Raw genomic sequence first — 18,378 nt, 5'->3', positions numbered from 1 at the left:
CAGCAAAAAGTGGACAATGCCGATCCGGGACTGGAAAGCGGCTTTGAATCGCTTCAGTATCCAGTTTGAAGATCGGCTGTTAACGGTTTAATAGAAATCCCGTTTACACAAAATCAGGGACACCCTCGCTTACGACCGCAAAATCCTAAGTTATTTTGACCCCGACTACCGTCGAAAAATGGAACGCCGACAGTTTCTGAAAAGCTTTCACAACATCATCAGCCATCCTGTCGTACCCGATCAGGAGCATGAGTACCTGCAAACGCAGGTGATCGCTGAATACCTTGCTACCCAGCACGTGCCGCCTATTGAAGGAGTCATTTTTGCGTCTGCCCAAGACAAACATAAGAGCGGCCAGAACATAGTGTTTTTTTCCCAGGTCATCTCGACAGAGCCGCTTCCACCAATTGCTGACGAAAACGGCTGGTATTCCCCAGAAAGCACGCCGGCTATCCCAGGGATTGAGTTCGTACCTGAGTCATTGATGGTTCACACCATCGAACAAGTCATGGTCAAAACGAAAGACACGAAGGTCATCGATGGCCAGCTCGAAAGCGATCTCAACGATTTTTTTGAACGAGACTATTGAACCTGCGCTGTGCATGCGTCTTTTTTGATAGCTGGAGGCTTTATAAAGCGTTTACGGCGGTTTTCCATGGCAGGAATCAATGCACCGCAGCCGTAGCGGCTCCATAGATGTTCTGAGAGCGTTACAGCCGTGCGGCTTTCCGCAGGTGATGCAGGGCTAGTTCAAGAATCGCTTCCTCTGCTTCGGGCTGGATGATGCCCTCGGCATCCATTGGCAACCACGGCCGGCTCGGAATGTCTCCCCACAGGTGCGGGAATTCCGATTTGTCGCCGCCGAAGTGCATCATCGCGGCATAGGGCTTGTTGCTGCCGACCAGCGCTGAACTGTCAGTTGCAGCGCTGGTGACAGATGCCGCCAACCCCGCCGAACTGATCTGAAGGATCTGGCCGGGCCAGTTGCCGCTTTTTTCCCGACGCCCGGTGGTGACATCCGATAAGTCAGCCCAATCGGGCCGCCCCTCATTTTCGAAGTTTTCCTCGGTCTGGCTCAGCAGCTCGGCGGCGGCGCTGCGCATCAGCGGCGCAAGATCCCCGACCGCCCATTCGACCTTGCGCAAAGCATCCTGCAGCCGCTGGTGTTCAATATCGACGGTGATCATGTTGCGCCTCCTATACGGCCGCTTCTTTGCGCTTCAACGCCTCGACCAGTCCAGCGCCTGGTGCGTGGTTGAAGCCCGGATCGGTACGGAAGGTAATGGCCCGGCCTTCGGCATCAGTGGTACGCAGGCCGGTCACCGTGGCCGTTCTGATTTCGCCGGTACGCTTGTCCGTTCCGGTCTCGACCGTTTCGGTGAATGACCGGCCCGCGCTCGAAACGACGGTCAGACCCCGGCGTTTGACGGCCGCCTCGGTCAATGCAACCACGCGGCAGCGGCAGTTGAACCCGTTGGGCGGGAAGATCGCCGACCAGATCGGGTCATCGTGGCGGAACACCTGGCCGTGCAATGCCCGGTGACTTGGCCGGGTCTTGCCGTCGAGGATGGCCACGTACATCCAGTACGGGTGTGTCTCGGTGGTTTGTTCCATCTCGGCCTTGCGGCCGGCCATGTAGGCGCTCTGCAGGTTGGTCTGATAGATCGTCTTGAGCCGGCGCGGGCTGCCCAGTTGCACCAGCTCGCCGACGCCTTCGCTATCGACAATGGCCTGTTGGCCCCACCAGCCTTGGGCTTCCAGCGTCGGCTGCATGTTGGTGATGAACTGCTTGAGCGTCTGGCCGTCCTGCAGCGCGGTTTCCAGTGCCGCCCGAATGTCGGAAAGAAGATCGAGGCGCATAGCCTTGGCGACGGTGAAGGCTTTGTCATGAGCCTGGTCGAGCATGTCCTGCCAGTTCCAGGTGATCGCGTAGCCTTTGAACTTGAGGAAGGCGATGGCCTTCGCGGGTTCTAGGCCAAAGATGGCTTTGAGGTCGGTCGGGCTGAGGCGTTTATCCGAGGCGGCCATGTCAATCCTCCCGGTCGGCGCTGGCGCTCAGCCGGCCCCAGGTATCAGCAACGAATAACAGGTTAGTGAGCTGTTGCTGGAGGGTCTCCGCGTCCATCTGCGGGAACGCTTCGGCCAACAGGCCGAGCGCCTCCGAGTCATCGCGGGCGCGCTGTAGGGCTTCGATGAATGGCGCAACGGCTTGTTCGGCCTGTTGTTGAAGTACTTCGGCTGGGAGACTGTCGATAGCCTGGTCGAGGGCGATTTGATCCAGTAGCGGCCGCACGGTCGCCTCGGCGAACTCTGGCGAATCAGCACCGGCCGACGCCGAAGCGAGATCGCCGTCCTGCAGGTTGTAGGTGCGTTTCCAATAAGCGTCGGTGAACATCACGCCAGACTCGGTCAGCGCCTTGTCGCGCTGGGCCAGCGTCTTGTCGATTTCTTCCTGTTCCCACAACTCGTACAACGGCGCCGCCACCTCGGTGCCGAAGTTGAGGTCAACGACCAAACGAATGCACGCATTCAGTGAGGAGGCAACGATGCCGGCATCGCCATCGCGAATGTCTTTGGTGACTTCGGCGCCGGCCGTAGCGCTGGCGCGGTTGCTGTCTTTTTCGGTGGTCTGGTTTTGCCCGAGCATGGCGACGTTGATTTCGCTCCGGCAGTACTCCAGCAATTCGCGGTAGACCTCGGCGCTGCCGGCTTTGCCGGCGGCTTCGATAATCTGCACGCTGGAATCATCCGGGATAGCCGCCACGGCGTCTTGCACCATGGCCTCAAGGCTATCGAGCAGCAAATCAGTTTCGCTATCGGCGGCGCCGCGTGGGTGCTTGCCGATAACCCACGGACTGCCGTATTTCTCGGTGAACTGAACCCAAAACTTCAGGCCGCCTTTCATGAAGGTCGCCGGCCAAAAGCACATGCTCAGATCCGGGAAGCCGTAAGGGTTGGCGTAGGTGGCATCCTGCCGGGCAACAATGAAGCGCTGCGGGTCGCAAAGCTCGCCGTCCTGGCCCGCTTCCTTGGAGCGAAAACGCAGTTCGTTGTCCTTGTCGTAGAAGAACCATTCGGCCGGTTTGCCGAGCAGATCCTCTGGTACCAGGTTCATGCCGACAGGCTTCCACATCAGCTCCACAGGTTGATAACCGAACAGCGGCGCATCGAGCAGTTCGCGGATGATGCGGTCAAGGTCGAGATCGGTAAGCCAATCGCGGATAAAACGCTCCACTTTGGTGGACGCATCGCCGCGCTTGATGCCGCGCTCCAGAGACAACACAGAAGCCTTGCGGCGGCGCACATTGCCGCCGACCAATGCCGAACTGCGCAGGTCGCGGTAGACCGTGACGTCCTTCCCCTGAGCTTTGAGGATAGGGTCAGGGTTGGGCAAATTGGCGCCGCTGAATCCGCCCGCGCTGGATCGGCTACGGGTGGCGATGTGTTGCTCAAGCGCCGAGTTGCGCTTGGCGTCGGCAAAGCTGACGAATTCGGTGGGGCTGACCCACAAGCCTCTCTTGTTCATGCGTACCCCTGAGTCATTCGTTTGCCCTGACGTGGGCGGCGTGATTTGACCGACACCGGGCCAGAGGTGACTTCCAGCGTGGCGAAGTTGGCCAGCGCGCCGGCCCCCGCGAAGTCGCCGTGGCGGTAGAGGTCCGGGTCTTTGAGGTCTTGAGAGCGGGCCTTCACGATCATCGGGATGCCGTCGACAGTCTCGATGGCGCGCACGTCCTGGTGCAGGTTGTCGTCTTGGGGCAAGGTGATCGTGTTGTCTTCAAACAATCCGACGAACTTTGGCATCCAGGCGCCGTACCAAGCGCGGCTGATTTTCACCTGTTTGATGAGGTTGTGGCCGAACTCATCGGCGGTCTCTTCGGCGAGCGTTTCGCCGTTGCCCGAGGCATCCAGCGCCGCGCCGCTAAAGCGAGGCAGACGGCGCAGGGTGTAGAACAGCACCAGCTTTTGCTGGCGCGCGGGGACACGGTGCATTTCTATGACAAAAGGCACGTCCCGGTGGCGGGCCTGGTCGACCGACATCGGACACGCGATGGAAAAGTCTCGGTGGCGGGCGTAGTCCATACCCAAGTAGTGGCGCAGATCTGGCGCGAGTTGGCTCACCAGTGGCGCCAGATTCCGCTCTATCCAGTCCTCAACGTAGGCATCGCGGCGGTGAACGGGCTGCTGTGTAAAGTCGTCTGGCAGCGCCAGGCGCAATACGGTACGGCCGGGGCGCATGGCCTCATCGATCCAGACGCCCGGAATGCATACGCCGTTGCCGTCGCGGGGGATTGCGTCGAGTTCTTCCCGCATCTGCGCCTTGCGTGGGCCGTAGGCGTTGCGGATCTTCTTGTACCAGGCTTCCTTTTCTTCGGCGGTGGCTTCTTTGCCGGCCATGAAGCACACGCGTTCAAACAATCCGTTGGCCACCGCGTCGTCAAAGGTTGCCCGGTAGACCTCGGCGCCGTCGCCGTAGCGCTTGTCCCGGATGTCGTTGACCATCTGGTTGAACGCGTTGCCCTTGCCGTTGTGGGTGCTGATGATGACGATGCGGCCGCCCCAGATCAGGAGCGCGGTGGCGGCGTCGAGGACGGCGGAAACGTCGCGGTGGAATGCCGCCTCGTCGATGATGACTTTGCCTTGCAGGCCGCGAACGCCGGCCGGGTTACTGGACAGCGCAACGATTTTGAAGCCTGAGGCGTAGCGGATGCGGTAAGCGTTGATCTGCCGGGTATTGCCGGCTTCGTCCTGGTCATCGAACAGGAACTCTTCAATTTCACTGACGCCGGATGCTTGAGCCTCAGCCATCACGCGGCTGAACTTGGCGCAGTAGCCGATGAACTCGAGGCCTTTCTCTTTCGTGTCGCCGATGTAGAAGCAGTCCATGCCGCCCGCAGACTTTTGTGAAGCTGCGGTAATCACGGAGTCCAGCGCCTCCGCAAAGGTGATGCCGGTGCGGCGGCCTTTCTCGCAAAGTTTGATCTGAGCTTGTATGCGCAACCAGTCCGCCTGGTGCGCCATCAAAATCCCTTCGGCGACTGGGTTGTAGCCTTCCGGGATCTGGCGAACGCTTGGCGGAAGTTCGTCCCACTCGACGACCCGTAGGGTGCTGGCCGAGGGTTTCATTGCTTCACGCCCAAGAATTTCTGACGCCAGAACATGGCTTGATCTTCGGTCATGCCTTTGGCTTTCACGGCGCTATCCAGTTCGGCCGCTTGCTCGCGGAGCAGGCGTTCGCGGGTGGCGCGCTCGATGGTCTGGCGCTCCTTAACGCTCATTGTCCGGGCTTCCATGGTGGCCTTTGCGGCGCGGGCAAGTGCGGACACTTCGGCAATGGTGACCTCGTCCTTTTCATGGGCGCCCATGGCGGCCTGATAGGTCAACGTCGAGATGGCTTCGACCAGCAGCGCACCGGTCTTGTCCGAAGAATCCTCGCCGAACGCGCCCACAAATGCCTCGGCCATTTCGCGCTGCTGGCGGGCCTTTTCGGTCAGTTCTTCGAAGCCAACTTTGAAGCGGCCCAAGGCGCTGCGGCTCGGGGTTTTCTCGTTGGGGAAGCGTCCCCGGATATCGGCCAACATGTCGTCGAGCGTCATGCGGTCATCGCGCAACAGCTTCTGGATGTACGCCTTGACCATCGGCGGCAGGCGGTTAATCGAGGATTTGCCCGCCATGGTCAGGCCCCCGGCCGCTTGACGCCGGGAACGCGGGCGCGGCCGGCGGCGATGTCTTGCCCGCGCTCGGTGAGAGTCGCCACCAGCACCGGGCCGATGTCGGAAATGCTCAGGGCGCCTTGCTCGGCCAGCCATTGCAGTTCGGTCTTCACCTGGTCACGGCTGGCGGTATGGCCGAAGTTATCGAGGGCCGTATTCAGCACCGAGCTGTTGGCCCGGTAGCCGGGCATATCCACCAATAGGCGCAGAATTACCAGCCGCATGTCTTGGCGCAGAAAGTCGGAATATTGGGTCATGTCTTTTCTCGCAGCAGGTAGTCATTGATCCGGTCCAATGAACGGGCTAACGGGCCAAGTGCATCCTTGACCCCCGACAGTTCGGCGCGTACCGCCTTCATATCGCCCAGCAAGTCGGTCACGGCGGTCTGGTCAGGGAGGTGCCGCACGTGTTCCTCCAAGGCGACGATTCGGGTACGCAGCTCCAGCAGTTCCTGAGCGCTCGCCGCTTGGCGTTTGGTTAGCCAGGTGTAAATGCCGAGTACCGTCAGGATCAGCCATTGCACGGTCTGGAAACCGAAGTTCATTTCATTCATGTTCATCGAAAGCCCCGCCGTGTTAAGTGTTTCAGCGCGTCGATACAATCGGCGCAGTGTTCCGTGCCCGGTTCGTTCTGGCGCCGATCCTCGGGGATCGCTTCGCCGCAGGTTTCACAGCGGTAGGCTGAAACGCCAGAGCGGATGAACATCTCGCTTTGTCGTACTCGCGTTATTGCCTCTTCGCTGTCGTCTTCCGAAACGTCGCCTACAGCCATATGGCGTCAGTCCTGTTCTCGTAGATCGAGCAGCTCATTGAGTTGGGCGAGGTTGGTGCGTGCCCACTCGCCGTAATCCTGAGCGTGGGCAAGGATGTCAGCCGGAGTGACGCCACTTTCCAATAGTTCGGCGTCAGTGCCGGGGGCGGGCCAGGCCGCTTTTTTAGATGCGGCGTCAGCGGCGCCGGCTCTTGGGGCGGGCACGCCGAGGGCGGCGTTGAAGTCGCGCAACCAGCCAGCAGTGAACACGCAATGAGGAACGGGCTTAGCCGCAGCGCCAGGCGCCGAAATGTATTGGGTCGTGACATGGGGAATCCGCTCCTGCAGTTGGCGTTTTTCTTCGGCGAATTGGTCGATGGCCGCGTACATCAGCGCCTCGGCCTCGTTGACGCGTGCGACTTGTTGAAGCAGCAGAACGCGGCTCTCATTCGCCGCCCTCGCGGCGTTGCCTGACTGCTCGGTTTTGAAGTTGGCCAGGTCTGTATCCGCCAGCGATTTCCCGTACTTGAATGCGAGCATTGCGGCGGCCGCGCCGCCGGCAATCGCGCTTATCAGGCACGCGAATACGATGGCGAGGATTCGCGCCGAGCGCGGCCACACAAGCCCCTCAAGCGCGGCCATGGCGTTGCCTCTGACGGTTGCGTGATTTGCGGGCCAGGCGTTTAGCGGCGGCAATTCCGGTCTTGCCTTGGCGGCAAAAGCGAACGACCTGCGGGCCGTTCCATGTGCCGGCGACGGCAAAGGGGGCGGCCCAAGAATGGCCGCCAAAGAGGCCGGCAAGCAGCGCACTGAATACGCGGCCGAACAGGTTCAGCCTCATTTCAGCGCCCCCTGATCCGGGCCTTGTTTGATCAGGCGGGCAATGAACAGAACCAGCGCCAAGCCGCTGTTGAGCGCGGCGTAGGCCCTCGGCGAAAGCTGAGCCTCCCACATAGGCAGTAGCTCAAGTTGAGCAACCCCGAAGAGCGCGATCAACAGCCCCAGTTGGACGCTGTAGAGCTTGTAGCAGCGGCGCCAATTGGAGATCAGGTTCATGCGGGCGCCCTCGCGGCTTGGCCGTGAGTTGCGCCGCGTTCGATCCCGGCTAGCAGCAGGCCCTCGGCAATGAGGCTGTCGCCATACCACCCGCCGCCGGGCAACGGGCCGGCGCCGTTTTCGTGCCGAATTATGGCCGGCACCAGAATGCGCATGACTTCAAAGTCGTAGACGTCCACGCCTTCGAAGTCAGGAGCGAAGCCCAGAGTACGGGCTACCGTTAGCACGTAGGCTTCGGTGTCGTTTTCGGTGGCCGGCGCCCAACGCTCGATGATCTCGCGCACGGAGTCGATCCGGCTGCCGTCGGCGGCCTGGCGCTTGTCCTGGTAGGTGATCAGCACGCGGGCGATGGCGCGAATGCCCCAGCGCGGCCCCGTGAACTGGACGAAGCTCGCGTCGGACTGAGTAGCGGCCATGCCTTGCCAACGCACGCCTTTGGCGTGGCGAATGTTGCCGGGATTGAAGTTGCGGATACCGCGAGGGGATTCGGGTCGCATGGGACGCCTCCTGTAACGGCGCCGCAGTTTCCGGGCGCCAGAAATACACACGCCGCCATGATGGGCGGCGTGGTACAGGAGGGCTTTTAATCGGGTTTAAAGAGCTCTCGGCTCAGTTTTTGACCGTGTCTCCTACCTTCTTAAGCGAACCTTCACAAATATCGAATAACGGAGAAAAGAATCGTTGGATAGGCCCAATAATTACGTACTCCTCTGGATGACCATCTTCTGCCCGCAATTGATCGTTGTGACAGATGCAGTTGAGTACATGCAGTACGGGCGGTTCGTTCGCTTCAATGCTTAATCTGTCGGCTTTTATGGAACGCAAAAGTTCTTCGGATGGGGGTTGAAGCATTCGCTGTTCAAGCTCAACGTATCTACGCATAAAGTCGCTGTGATCGCGAGCGCGAACGGCGCTACCAAACACCAGGTTTACGGCCCCTAGAACTGCGAGCCCGGCGGATGCCCAGAGCGCAAGGGCTTTCGTATCAGGCCCTTGTAGAACCCCCACAAATGCCGTTGATCCAAAAACTACTGACGTAATATTCGAGAACCGGTCAAGCCGATCAAAAAAGCCGCGTCTGCGCTGGTGATATCGGGACGATCTGCGAATACCGAAAAGTATCGCGTTCCAGCGGCCGTTGAGGTCAGCTTCGTCCGCCATTTCCGTTACCTCCAGTGCGGTCCTTCGGAGGGGCGACGGTATCTACCACTTCCGGGAATCCCCCACGCTCCTTGTGATCTTCAAAGCTTGGACGGCGGCGCTTGATATCCGGGTTATTACTGATTTGGCCGTCTTCTCTAGGTTTTTGGCCTTTCTCTTCTTTAATCCTTCTCAATTTTTTACTCCCTGATTATGTTGGGTTTTGTTTTTATGGCAGTTTTTGAGGTGCTTCTGCACCGTCTGTTATTTGAATAATCGAGACACGGCGTCAGTCAGCGACTTAGAAATATCATCGCCATGCTCTAACCAAAATATTCGAATCATGAACCACGATGCGACGGCGACAACGACGATGCCCACCGCTGTCACCCCAAGCTCCAGAAGGTGAAACGGTGTTACGTGGGTTCCACTTTTCTGCTCACGCGTCAGCAGCGTGCCCCAGATAAGGAACACCACAAATCCATAGCGAACCCATTTATTGTAATTTTCCTCGGCCTGAGCCTTGCGCCGGCAGTGATTACACGTAGTGACCCCGAGAGCTACTACCCGAGTCTCACACTTGACGCACGGTTTAATGGAAAGCTGCGCGAGCTGTTCCGGAGTCAGTTTAAGTGTGGCTTGTTCGTAATAATCACGCCCTGCAACCCTGTTGTTATGTCCGTCTATGTGCATCTCCCTACCTCATTCCTTCGTAGTATGAAAATCCCTTCCCGCTACACGGTTACCAGAGCCAGACACTTTTGTATTGGTCGACGCCTGAGCCCCAACGGCACCGCTTGGCTCGCCCAAGATAGTGCTGGCAAGCATGCGTTTCTTACTGGCTGCATCTAATGCGCGGTATCCGTCCAGCAACATTTCCTCATCTGGAGCCAATTGCGGCTTCGCGGCCTGCGTGCGTTCGCCTATCAAGACGTACTGCGCGTCCACGCCGATAACCAACAGTTTCGCCACAAGGTCGGCCGGGCATTTTTGCCGGCCCGAAACCACTTCTTTCAAGCGCTGCGGGCTTGTTTCGCCGGCGGCACGGGAGGCTGCGGCCAAAGAAAGGCCGCAACGATCAATTTCTTCGCGCAGGCGAAGGTGTAAATGTTCCACCAAATCAGTTGACACGGTGTATATATCCCACCAAAATAAATCAAACAAACAGCAATCATCTTTGCATCACAGGAGCCACCACCATGGCCACCCATGCCAAAGCCCTAACCGCCGACCAGGTGAAAGAAAACTTTCGCCAACGAGGCAAAACCATCACCCAATGGGCTACCGAAAACGGCTACACCCGTAACGAGGTGTACCGCGTACTCAACGGCCAAGCCAAAGCCAACTATGGCAAGGCGCATGACATCGCCGTAAAGCTCGGCCTCAAACCAACCCCAGCGATGGCCGCCTGATGATCACCCTCCAGCGGAAGTCCTGCGGGCATCACGCGCTTCGGCCAACTGATCACACAGCCAGGCAAGCGTTCTTGTTGCCTCGGCCTCAATCGGTTGTCCTGGCCACTGAATGGGTCGCAGCGCTCGGTCAATCCGACCAGGCGTCACTAGCCCCTCAACCTCAAGAATCGCGGCAAGGCGTAACCAGCCCTGCGCCAGTGCGTTCACTTGTGCCTCTAGCCTTTCAATACGGTCGGTCATTTCTCATGTCCACGTTTGCGAATGTACCGCAAAAATTTGCACCCGCTGTAATCCTTTTGCCTATGTGCAAAACGGATTTTTGTTTGGAAGACGCCCGTGTAGGAACATTCCAATGAGCCGCCGTCGCTGGAAAAACATGCAGCCAACGTCCCTGCGCCACGCGCTTGAGCTGTGCAAGGACTTCGCCAAGGAAATCCAAAACAAAAGCGTGGATCGGATCGCCGATGAAATGGGGGTCGCGGATCACTGGTCAGTCTACAAATGGTTACAAACTGGCCGCATGCCGGCCAACTTGATCCGCCCCTACGAACGCGTTTGTGGCTGCGATTACGTCACACGCTGGATCGCCGCCAGCGCCGGTCAATTGACCATTGCTATCCCAACAGGCCGGCACTGCACCGCTCAGGACACGCAGGCGCTGCAAGAGCTACTCACCACAGCGGCCGGCAAGCTGCTGGCCTTCTATTCGAAGAACTGCGAAGCCGACGAAACATTGGCGGCGATTCAAGCCGCAATGGAGGGGCTTGCATGGCACCGGGGCAATGTCAGCCAAACCCAACACCCACAACTTGAACTGGAGGGGCAGCCATGAGCCGCACCGCATCCGGCGCGGGCCGTGTTCTGCGCGTTCTCAAAGCATTGAAGGGCCACACCGTGACCGGGCTCAGTAACACCGAGCTGGCTCAACTGACTCAAGACAGCCCGAGCAACGTTACGCGGGCGGTGCAGACCCTGATCGAGGAAGGCTTCGCGGTGAAGCTCGATAACGGCCGCTTTGCTCACTCCATCTCGATGCTTCAAATCGCGCAAGCCCACGCAGAACACATGGCCCGTCTGACCGGGCGCCTACATGAAATCAACCAGCGCGTTGCCGCTGGATCGATGAACTAAGGAGAACCCTATGGCACGTACCAAAACCCAACCCGTAGAAATTGCTGATCTGCCCGTTCTGGACGGCGACATGTTGACGGCTAAACAGAACGCAATGGCAACCCTCCAGGCATCGCACAGCGATGAGCGGGACATGGTCAATCAGTTGCTGGGGCAAGCTCAAATGGCCGGCGCATTTGAGGAGTTTTCCCGCACGGTGCGGACTTCCAAACTGGCCTTCGTCAAAGAAAACAAGCTCTACCGGGCTATTGCCGGGCGTAAAAGTCCGCACGGTGCGGAAATTATGAATGGCACTTGGGATGAGTTTTGCGCCTTGCTGGGCCGCTCTGTCGATCAGGTTGACCGGGACATCGCGAACCTTCGGGCATTCGGCGAAGAGGCACTCGACTCTATGTCCCGCATGGGCATCGGTTACCGCGAACTGCGCCAATACCGGCGCCTTCCAGAAGATCAACAGGCGGCGCTGATCGAGGTTGCCAAGGCCGGCGACAAAGACGCGTTTCTTGACCTTGCCGAAGAGGTCATCGCCAAACACGCCAAGGAAAAAGAGGAGCTGACTCAGCGCCTTGATGAAGTCAACGCCGACTATGAAGCCCAAGGCGAAGTCATGGCGAAGAAGACCAAGGAATTGGACAGCACCAAGCAGGAGCTGGAGAAGCACCGCAAGCGCATTCAAACCGCCGCGCCGGACGAGGTCATCAAAGAGCTACGCACCGAAGTGGTCGCGCTGCAATTTGAGGTCGAGGCCAAGATTCTTGGCGAGTTGCGCGAGGGCTTCACCAGAATGGCTGAGCATGCGGCTGAACACGGCCAGGACCACCGCGCCTATCAGGCGGACTTGATTCAACAACTCGAAACCACTCTGGCAACCGTGCGAAGCGAGTTCAACCTGCCCACGCAGTCGGATGGCGCCGCCCCCGTTTGGCTGACGGCCGCCGAGGCTTAATCCATGAACCCGGTACAGCTCCAGCAGTTGGCTCAAATCGCCCAACGCGCCGAGAACGCCCCCCACGGTCAGCGTACTGCCGTTTACCAGGCGGGAGCTGCCGAGCTGGGTATGTCCGTACAAACCTTACAGCGCAAGCTGAAGGAGGTCCGCGTGGTGAAGCCCCGTAAGCGTCGTAGTGACGCGGGTTGCAGCGCACTTCCTCTCAACGAAGCACGGCTTATCTCGGCTGTTTTACTTGAGTCGATCCGCGCCAACAATAAACAGCTTTCGACTATAGAAAGGGCCGTGGAGCGCCTGCGCAGCAACAGCCTGATCATGGCCGGCCGTCTCGACGAGCAGACCGGTGAGTTTCGCCCGTTGACCAACGGCGCGATCAACCGTGCGTTACGCGGCTACAAGCTGCACCCGGAACAACTGCTGCATGACGCGCCAGCGGTTTCGCTGGCGAGCAAACATCCCAACCACGTCTGGCAGGTTGATGCGTCGATCTCAACTCAGTTCTACCTTGCTGATGACGGGGCGCGGGTGATGAACAAGGCCGAGTTCTACGACGGCAAGCCCGGCAACCTCAAGAAGATCGAACGCCAGCGGCTGTGGCGGTACGTGATTACTGACCATACCAGCGGCACGCTCTACGTGGAGTACGTCCTGGGCGCCGAGTCGGCCGAGAACCTGTGCAACGTCCTGATCAACGCAATGCAGAAGCGCGGCGAGTCAGATCCGTTCCACGGCGTGCCGTGGATGCTGATGACCGACCCCGGCGCGGCGATGACCAGCGGGATTTTCCGCAACCTCTGCCGCGCCATGTCCATCGACCTGATCATCAACCAGGTCGGAAATGCGCGGGCAAAGGGTCAGGTTGAGCAGGCGCACAACATCGTTGAACGGGAGTTTGAAAGTGCGCTCAAGTTTCAGGCGGCTGAAAGCCTGGAGCAGATCAATGCCTGGGCTGGCAAGTGGATGCGGTACTTCAACGCGACTTCCATCCATACCCGCACCCGGCGCACCCGTTATGGCGTCTGGCAATTGATCCAGCAGGATCAGCTGCGCTTCGCGCCAAGCGTTGAAGTCTGTCGTGAGCTGGCGGTCAGCACGCCGGAATACCGCAAAGTCAGCAACCTGTTGCGTGTCTCGTTCCGGGGCGCCCAGTTCGACGTCAGCTCGGTGCCGGAGGTGATGGTCGGCGAAAAACTGCTGATTACTCGTAACTGCTGGCGCGACAAGGACACGGCCATTGCCGTGTTGGTCGGAGCCGATGGCCGCGAGAACTACCACGTCATCGAGCGAATCGGGGTGGATGAATTCGGCTTTGCTGAAACCTCTGCGACCATCGGCGAAACGTACAAGCGCCACGCCGAAACGCCGGCCCAACTCTCGCGCAAAGTGCTGGAGCAAATCGCGACCGGCACCACCAATCAGGCGGACGCCGAAGCGGCCCGCAAGGCCAAGGCTGTGCCGTTCGGCGGCCTGATCGATCCGCACAAACACGTTAACGACACCGTGCTGCCCGCCTATATGCCACGGCGCGGCACCAGCCTCAACGTCAATGCCCCAACCGTCGAAGTTGCCCCGCTGAGTCAAGTCGAAGCCGCGAAGCTTTTGCGCCCGCGCTTGGGCAACCTCTGGACGGCGGAAACGTTTGGATGGCTACAGCAGCGTTACCCAGAAGGAGTTCCCGAAGAGCAGCTCGACGCCGTCGAGGCTGAGCTGAAACGACCCGTTGAGGTCATGCGCAAACCGTTCAGCCTGGTGCTGGCAGCGGTTGGAGGTGAGTGATGTTGAAGCTGAAGAAAATTTTACAGGAGGTGGGCCGCCCTCAATCGGCCTTGGCCGAGTCGCTGAGCCTCAGCGGCGCTACGGTCGCCCAGTTGCTGAACCACGGCCACTGGCCGCGCAGCCTGGACAGTGACGAACTACAGGGGCGCATTCGCGTGTTCCTGACCGAGTCCGGCGCCAATGACGCCGATATCGCCAACGCATTTGAAGAAGTGGATCTGCCGTGCGCCAACACGACAGATCCGGCCCTTAAAAAAGAGCCGTCCGGGGAGGACGAACCTATGTTACTGCCAAAACAGACCCTTCAGCCAAATACCCGCAAAGCCTATGGCTTGTTTCGCGACCCCTTTGATGAGTTGCAGTGCGCCCAGGACATGTGGGTCAGCCCTGATATTCGTTATGTCCGGGAGGTGATGTACCAGACCGCCCGCCATGGCGGCTTCCTCGCGGTCGAGGGGGAGTCGGGCGCGGGCAAAAGCACGCTTCGCCGTGATCTGGTGAACCGAATCGCCGAAAACAACGACCCGGTAATCATCATTGAACCCTATGTGCTGGCCTCCGAGGACAACGACGCCAAGGGCAAATCGCTGAAAAGCACGCACATTGCCGAGTCAATGATGGCCGCCGTTGCGCCGCTGGCCAAACCCAAGAGCAGCCCCGAGGCGCGCTTCGCCCAATTGCACAAGGCGCTGAAGGAATCCCACGCCGCCGGCTACCGGCATTGCCTGGTCATCGAGGAGGCTCACAGCCTGCCGATTCCTACGCTCAAGCACCTCAAGCGCATTCTGGAGCTGGAGGTTGGGTTCACCAAACTGGTCAGCATCATCATGATCGGCCAGCCCGAGCTAGGCGTGAAGTTGAGCGAACGCAACGCTGATGTCCGCGAAGTTGTACAGCGGTGCGAGCGGGTCACGTTGACGCCGATTGAAACGTCCCGGCTGGAAGAGTTCTTGAAATTCCGCTTCGACCGGGCTGGCAAGGCGCTCTCCGAGGTCATTGACGAGGGCGGCATTCGGGAAATTGCTGCGCGCCTGTCCCAGCCGAAGCGTAGCGGCGGCCGCGATGAGACCGTTTCGCTGCTGTACCCGCTGGCCATCGGCAACCTGATGATCGCGGCACTGAACCTGGCTGCGCACCTCGGCGTGCCAATTGTCACCGCTGACGTAGTCAAGGGGGTGTGACATGGCCGCAGTGCATCTAGTCACCCCTCCGCCAGTTCAGCCGCTGAGCATCCTCACCGAGGAATTTCCGGAGAAGCTGGCAGCCTTCAACGGCCTGACCCGCGACATGCGTGAAGTGGGAATTGTCATCAAGGCGTTGGTGCTTTCGGATCACAAAATATTCGTTGATCCCCACAGCCTCGATCTGCTGTCGCGGCGTTTTGGCCATGAACTTCGCGGCATGCGCTGCATCGCCGAAGGGCGGCTCGCCCGAAATACCGCGACGATCCGGGGCGTTGGCGTTGTCTGGTTCACGTTGGTAAAGGAGCAAGACAAATGAGCCAGTCCCTCGATAGTTCGATTGAAGCCCTGCAGGACGCCGTTTGGACTGAGCTGCCGACCATGTCCTGGGCAGATGCCATGAAGCACGTATCGACCGTGCTTGAGCATGTTCACCGGCCATCCGTAGCGTCTGAGCATTTGTCGTCGGCCAGCGCCGCAATAGCAGAAAAACGGTTTCACGACGCCGACCGCCATCTCCGGCGGGCACTGATCTCGCTGGATGTTCGCACCGGGGAGCGCGTTGTTCGGCAGGCCGAGCTGTTGGACGCCTTTGACCAAGCCCTCGCGGTGATGCCGTTCTTGTGGCTGGAGATTGGCTACAACCGGATCAGCGATTGGGTAGTCACCGTTTACGACAAGGCCGGCGGCGCAGAGCGCTTGGCTCTACAGGTCAGCGGTCTGGGCGCTGAGGAAACTTGCCGGCGCGCTGCGCAACAGCTCCGCCAAATTCTGGAGGGTAAAACCAATGACCACCAATGACATTCTGCAAGTCCCGCCCGGTTACCGCGTCGACGCCCTCGGGCGTCTGGTGCCTGAGGCGTCCATCAAGCCCACGGATTTGTTACGCGACAAGTTGGTAACGGAAGCCATCGACCAGGCGATGACCATCAGCGCGATGTTGCTCAACTTCAAAGAGCGCGTGTTTGGCGATATCGATGCGCTGGAACAGATCAGCAAAGAACAGTACGGCGTTGTGTCGCGTGGAACGAAGGGCAATCTGACCCTGATCAGTTATGACGGCCGCTACAAACTGATGCGCGCCAACCAGGATCAGATTGAGTTCAATGAACATCTTCAGTCCGCCAAAGCGCTGCTCGATGAGTGCGCCCATGAGTGGACGGCCAACTCTCACCCCGGCGTCCGAGTGCTTATCAATGACGCGTTTCGGGCCGACCGCAACGGCGAGCTGCGGACGGCGCGGATCCTGTCGCTACGCCGGCACGAGATTGATGACCCGCGCTGGAAAAAGGCTATGGAAGCTATAGGCGATGCGATCCAGGTGGCGGGCAGCCGGAGCTATATCCGGTTTTACAAGCGCGTTGGGGATACCGACCGGTACGAAGCCATCCCACTTGATTTGGCGGGGGTGTGATATGTCTCAACAACTTCAGGCAGATGTTTACGATCCAGAGGCCATACAGATCCTCAGCTCGCCGCAGGAATGGCACGCGGTTCGGATAAAACAGCTGGAAATGATCGTGAACGCGATGGACGACGTGGGCCTACAACTTCGACTCCCGGACGGCAGCTATTCCGAACTAGTGGGAGACGAGCGGAAAGGGTTCCAAGCCGGCGCAGCAACGGCCCTTGATCTGTTTCGCAAGTTCCCGCTGGAAATTCTTCAAATCGCCGATGAGGAGGTCTGAAATGAATGACAGCAAACAGTCGCCGACGATTGAGTCCGTCGAAACGGTAAGTGTGCCACGAGCGATCCTAGAGAAATATCTTGGCGCTGGTGACCATTACGCTGGGGAATGGGTTAAAGCCGGGCAGGAACTGCGGGCCATCCTCACCAAACCGAACGAGGTGCCTGCCGGCTGGAAGGTTGTTCCAGTCGAACCAACAGACGAAATGATACGCGCCGTGGCGAAATACGACCGCGAGTTCTTCCAGCCGTCGTGGAAAGGGGCGTGGAGAGAATTCTTGAATGCGGCTCCCGTCTATAGCCTACCGAAAACAAGCTCGATGAAGCAGTCACGGTCGCCGACCTTTTTTCCGTATGGCACAACCGTGAAGTTGCGCTATGCAACTGACGAAAGCTGCATCGGTTGGGCTCATCGGGGGGAGAACGGAGAGCTTCTAAGTGCCTGCGGCCGAGTGCCACTCGATCCAGAAACATGGTTTGTTGTCGAGGAGCTTACAGCGCCAGACATTGCGCACGGAGGAGCTTGACTATGACCTCTACAAGCACAGGAAAACTCACGTCCGGGGTGTTGGAGTTCCAGGCAGTCTGCGATCAGTGCCAACGGCCTCGCGTCATCGGCAACCACGTTAAATGCAGCAAGATCCGTCAGCAGATCCACGCGACGCGGAACGAGCGGCAAGACGGCACGCGCTCGCGGCCGGGAGGTACCAGGTGAAAAAAGCGCCTGCCAACCCAGCCCGGCTGTCTTTGATCAAGCTGATCCACGTTGCCCGGCGCGATCTGCGCATGGATGACGACACTTTCCGCCTGATGTTGGCCAGCATGACGGGATTGGACGGCGCGACGTCCTCCGCTGACTTGAGCGTTCCAAACCTGCAACGGGTTTTGGAACAACTCAAGCAGCGCGGGTTTACGGTTCGTCCAATAAAGGGGCAGAAACGCCCGAAGGCGGACGACGGGCAGTCGCGGAAGATTCGGTCGTTGTGGCTCACTCTCCACGGCCTCGGTGCGGTGCGCGATCCGTCCGAGGAGGCGCTGGCGAAGTTCGTTCTGAACATGACCGGCGTTGCCGCGTTGCAATGGCTCAAGGGTTCGCAGGCCAGTCGCGTCATCGAAAGTCTGAAGCAATGGCAGCAACGTATTGAGCTGGCCCCGGCCGCCGCACAGGAGGGTGTATGACAGAGTTCAGAAGCAAAGGCCCCGAACTGCTGACGGATCTCACCGAACACATTGCGGTCGCGCTCGTAGAGCTGGTGTCGATGGAGGAAGCCGCCGCTCGCCATGTTGCTCAGGAAGTCTCTGACCGCATGGCGGCGCACTGGGGCGGCCAGAACCTGTATTTCCCGATGGGGCTCTCGGTCAAGTTGAGCCGTCGTGATCGCCAGATCTTCGACGACTTCAATGGCACCAACCATAGCGATCTGGCGCGTAAGTACGCCGTGTCGCTCCAGTGGATCTACAAGATCGTCAAGGCAGTCCGAAAGGATGAGATTGCCCGCCGTCAGGTTGACATGTTCGCCCCGCTGGATGACGACTAAGCGGGGCGTCTCTTATTGCACGGGCTGCAACGCTATTTCAC

At 59.2% G+C, this 18,378-nt stretch carries 29 protein-coding genes; 14 read left to right on the top strand and 15 right to left on the bottom strand.

The genetic code is table 11. The annotated features are described in order from the left end of the window. Positions 1–178: 178 nt before the first annotated feature. Positions 179–589, top strand: coding sequence for an RES domain-containing protein (locus EYC95_RS21400; protein WP_256656984.1), 411 nt, complete (start codon positions 179–181; stop codon positions 587–589). 121 nt (positions 590–710) lie between these two features. Here EYC95_RS21400 and EYC95_RS21395 read toward each other — a convergent pair whose 3' ends face one another. From EYC95_RS21395 to EYC95_RS21325, 15 genes are all read right to left on the bottom strand, one after another. Further along, the gene (locus EYC95_RS21395; protein ID WP_131062110.1) at positions 711–1,187 is read right to left on the bottom strand and encodes a phage virion morphogenesis protein; all 477 of its coding nucleotides are present in this window, start codon (positions 1,185–1,187) and stop codon (positions 711–713) included. A gap of 10 nt (positions 1,188–1,197) precedes the next feature. Next, positions 1,198–2,028 carry a phage minor head protein gene (locus EYC95_RS21390; protein WP_131062109.1) on the bottom strand — a complete coding sequence of 277 codons (831 nt, stop codon included), beginning with the start codon at positions 2,026–2,028 and terminating at the stop codon, positions 1,198–1,200. A gap of 1 nt (position 2,029) precedes the next feature. Next, a complete protein-coding gene (locus EYC95_RS21385; RefSeq protein ID WP_131062108.1) occupies positions 2,030–3,526 on the bottom strand; it encodes a DUF935 domain-containing protein in 1,497 nt (498 codons plus the stop codon). Beyond that, the gene (locus EYC95_RS21380) at positions 3,523–5,127 is read right to left on the bottom strand and encodes a hypothetical protein (RefSeq protein WP_131062107.1); all 1,605 of its coding nucleotides are present in this window, start codon (positions 5,125–5,127) and stop codon (positions 3,523–3,525) included. The genes EYC95_RS21385 and EYC95_RS21380 overlap by 4 nt, the downstream gene beginning before the upstream one ends. Next, the gene (locus tag EYC95_RS21375) at positions 5,124–5,675 is read right to left on the bottom strand and encodes a phage protein Gp27 family protein (RefSeq protein ID WP_131062106.1); all 552 of its coding nucleotides are present in this window, start codon (positions 5,673–5,675) and stop codon (positions 5,124–5,126) included. Before EYC95_RS21375 ends, EYC95_RS21380 begins: the two co-directional genes overlap by 4 nt. Before the next feature lie 2 nt (positions 5,676–5,677). Then, complete coding sequence (locus tag EYC95_RS21370; protein ID WP_131062105.1) at positions 5,678–5,971, bottom strand: ArsR family transcriptional regulator; 294 nt, start codon at positions 5,969–5,971, stop codon at positions 5,678–5,680. Next, the gene (locus EYC95_RS21365) at positions 5,968–6,273 is read right to left on the bottom strand and encodes a hypothetical protein (RefSeq protein ID WP_007969405.1); all 306 of its coding nucleotides are present in this window, start codon (positions 6,271–6,273) and stop codon (positions 5,968–5,970) included. Before EYC95_RS21365 ends, EYC95_RS21370 begins: the two co-directional genes overlap by 4 nt. Next, positions 6,270–6,419: a TraR/DksA C4-type zinc finger protein gene (locus tag EYC95_RS21360; RefSeq protein ID WP_256656985.1), complete on the bottom strand. Its 150-nt coding sequence runs from the start codon at positions 6,417–6,419 to the stop codon at positions 6,270–6,272. The genes EYC95_RS21365 and EYC95_RS21360 overlap by 4 nt, the downstream gene beginning before the upstream one ends. 72 nt (positions 6,420–6,491) lie before the next feature. Continuing rightward, complete coding sequence (locus EYC95_RS21355; protein WP_131062103.1) at positions 6,492–7,106, bottom strand: lysis protein; 615 nt, start codon at positions 7,104–7,106, stop codon at positions 6,492–6,494. Then, on the bottom strand, positions 7,093–7,305 hold the full coding sequence (locus EYC95_RS21350) for a hypothetical protein (RefSeq protein ID WP_131062102.1): 213 nt from the start codon (positions 7,303–7,305) through the stop codon (positions 7,093–7,095). The genes EYC95_RS21355 and EYC95_RS21350 overlap by 14 nt, the downstream gene beginning before the upstream one ends. Beyond that, complete coding sequence (locus EYC95_RS21345) at positions 7,302–7,520, bottom strand: hypothetical protein (RefSeq protein WP_131062101.1); 219 nt, start codon at positions 7,518–7,520, stop codon at positions 7,302–7,304. Before EYC95_RS21345 ends, EYC95_RS21350 begins: the two co-directional genes overlap by 4 nt. Next, complete coding sequence (locus tag EYC95_RS21340; protein ID WP_131062100.1) at positions 7,517–8,017, bottom strand: structural protein; 501 nt, start codon at positions 8,015–8,017, stop codon at positions 7,517–7,519. The genes EYC95_RS21345 and EYC95_RS21340 overlap by 4 nt, the downstream gene beginning before the upstream one ends. A gap of 112 nt (positions 8,018–8,129) precedes the next feature. Further along, positions 8,130–8,681, bottom strand: coding sequence for a hypothetical protein (locus EYC95_RS21335; protein WP_131062099.1), 552 nt, complete (start codon positions 8,679–8,681; stop codon positions 8,130–8,132). A 243-nt stretch (positions 8,682–8,924) separates the two neighbouring features. After that, the gene (locus EYC95_RS21330; protein WP_131062098.1) at positions 8,925–9,353 is read right to left on the bottom strand and encodes a hypothetical protein; all 429 of its coding nucleotides are present in this window, start codon (positions 9,351–9,353) and stop codon (positions 8,925–8,927) included. A gap of 9 nt (positions 9,354–9,362) precedes the next feature. Continuing rightward, positions 9,363–9,824: a hypothetical protein gene (locus tag EYC95_RS21325; protein WP_131062097.1), complete on the bottom strand. Its 462-nt coding sequence runs from the start codon at positions 9,822–9,824 to the stop codon at positions 9,363–9,365. Between the two features lie 35 nt (positions 9,825–9,859). Here EYC95_RS21325 and EYC95_RS21320 point away from each other — a divergent pair, with 35 nt between their 5' ends. The 13 genes from EYC95_RS21320 to EYC95_RS21250 all read left to right on the top strand — a co-directional run bounded on the left by EYC95_RS21320 (position 9,860) and on the right by EYC95_RS21250 (position 18,337). Next, complete coding sequence (locus EYC95_RS21320; protein ID WP_131062096.1) at positions 9,860–10,072, top strand: DNA-binding protein; 213 nt, start codon at positions 9,860–9,862, stop codon at positions 10,070–10,072. Between the two features lie 355 nt (positions 10,073–10,427). Further along, positions 10,428–10,907 (top strand): hypothetical protein, encoded by a 480-nt coding sequence (locus tag EYC95_RS21310; RefSeq protein WP_131062094.1) that lies wholly within the window; start codon positions 10,428–10,430, stop codon positions 10,905–10,907. Further along, positions 10,904–11,206 carry a helix-turn-helix domain-containing protein gene (locus tag EYC95_RS21305; RefSeq protein ID WP_131062093.1) on the top strand — a complete coding sequence of 101 codons (303 nt, stop codon included), beginning with the start codon at positions 10,904–10,906 and terminating at the stop codon, positions 11,204–11,206. The genes EYC95_RS21310 and EYC95_RS21305 overlap by 4 nt, the downstream gene beginning before the upstream one ends. Before the next feature lie 10 nt (positions 11,207–11,216). Continuing rightward, positions 11,217–12,152: a hypothetical protein gene (locus EYC95_RS21300; protein ID WP_131062092.1), complete on the top strand. Its 936-nt coding sequence runs from the start codon at positions 11,217–11,219 to the stop codon at positions 12,150–12,152. A 3-nt stretch (positions 12,153–12,155) separates the two neighbouring features. After that, a complete protein-coding gene (locus EYC95_RS21295) occupies positions 12,156–13,931 on the top strand; it encodes a DDE-type integrase/transposase/recombinase (RefSeq protein WP_131062091.1) in 1,776 nt (591 codons plus the stop codon). After that, the gene (locus tag EYC95_RS21290; RefSeq protein ID WP_131062090.1) at positions 13,931–15,112 is read left to right on the top strand and encodes an ExeA family protein; all 1,182 of its coding nucleotides are present in this window, start codon (positions 13,931–13,933) and stop codon (positions 15,110–15,112) included. The genes EYC95_RS21295 and EYC95_RS21290 overlap by 1 nt, the downstream gene beginning before the upstream one ends. A 1-nt stretch (position 15,113) precedes the next feature. Continuing rightward, positions 15,114–15,431, top strand: coding sequence for a hypothetical protein (locus tag EYC95_RS21285; protein ID WP_131062089.1), 318 nt, complete (start codon positions 15,114–15,116; stop codon positions 15,429–15,431). Next, on the top strand, positions 15,428–15,913 hold the full coding sequence (locus EYC95_RS21280) for a hypothetical protein (RefSeq protein ID WP_131062088.1): 486 nt from the start codon (positions 15,428–15,430) through the stop codon (positions 15,911–15,913). The genes EYC95_RS21285 and EYC95_RS21280 overlap by 4 nt, the downstream gene beginning before the upstream one ends. Further along, a complete protein-coding gene (locus tag EYC95_RS21275) occupies positions 15,900–16,526 on the top strand; it encodes a DUF3164 family protein (protein WP_131062087.1) in 627 nt (208 codons plus the stop codon). Before EYC95_RS21280 ends, EYC95_RS21275 begins: the two co-directional genes overlap by 14 nt. A gap of 1 nt (position 16,527) precedes the next feature. Continuing rightward, positions 16,528–16,800: a hypothetical protein gene (locus EYC95_RS21270; RefSeq protein WP_131062086.1), complete on the top strand. Its 273-nt coding sequence runs from the start codon at positions 16,528–16,530 to the stop codon at positions 16,798–16,800. A 1-nt stretch (position 16,801) separates the two neighbouring features. Further along, entirely contained in the window at positions 16,802–17,326 is a 525-nt protein-coding gene (locus tag EYC95_RS30315) for a hypothetical protein (RefSeq protein ID WP_178083849.1), read from the top strand. Positions 17,327–17,510: 184 nt separating this feature from the next. Then, positions 17,511–17,978, top strand: a complete 468-nt coding sequence (locus tag EYC95_RS21255; RefSeq protein WP_131062084.1) for a gp16 family protein — start codon at positions 17,511–17,513, stop codon at positions 17,976–17,978. Beyond that, positions 17,975–18,337, top strand: coding sequence for a Mor transcription activator family protein (locus EYC95_RS21250; RefSeq protein WP_131062083.1), 363 nt, complete (start codon positions 17,975–17,977; stop codon positions 18,335–18,337). Before EYC95_RS21255 ends, EYC95_RS21250 begins: the two co-directional genes overlap by 4 nt. Positions 18,338–18,378 lie beyond the last annotated feature (41 nt).

The sequence above is a fragment of the Pseudomonas sp. BGI-2 genome (assembly GCF_004310295.1).
GTDB lineage: Bacteria > Pseudomonadota > Gammaproteobacteria > Pseudomonadales > Pseudomonadaceae > Aquipseudomonas.
Note: the sequence above shows the minus strand (reverse complement) of the source record. Positions and strands in the feature narration are given on the sequence as shown.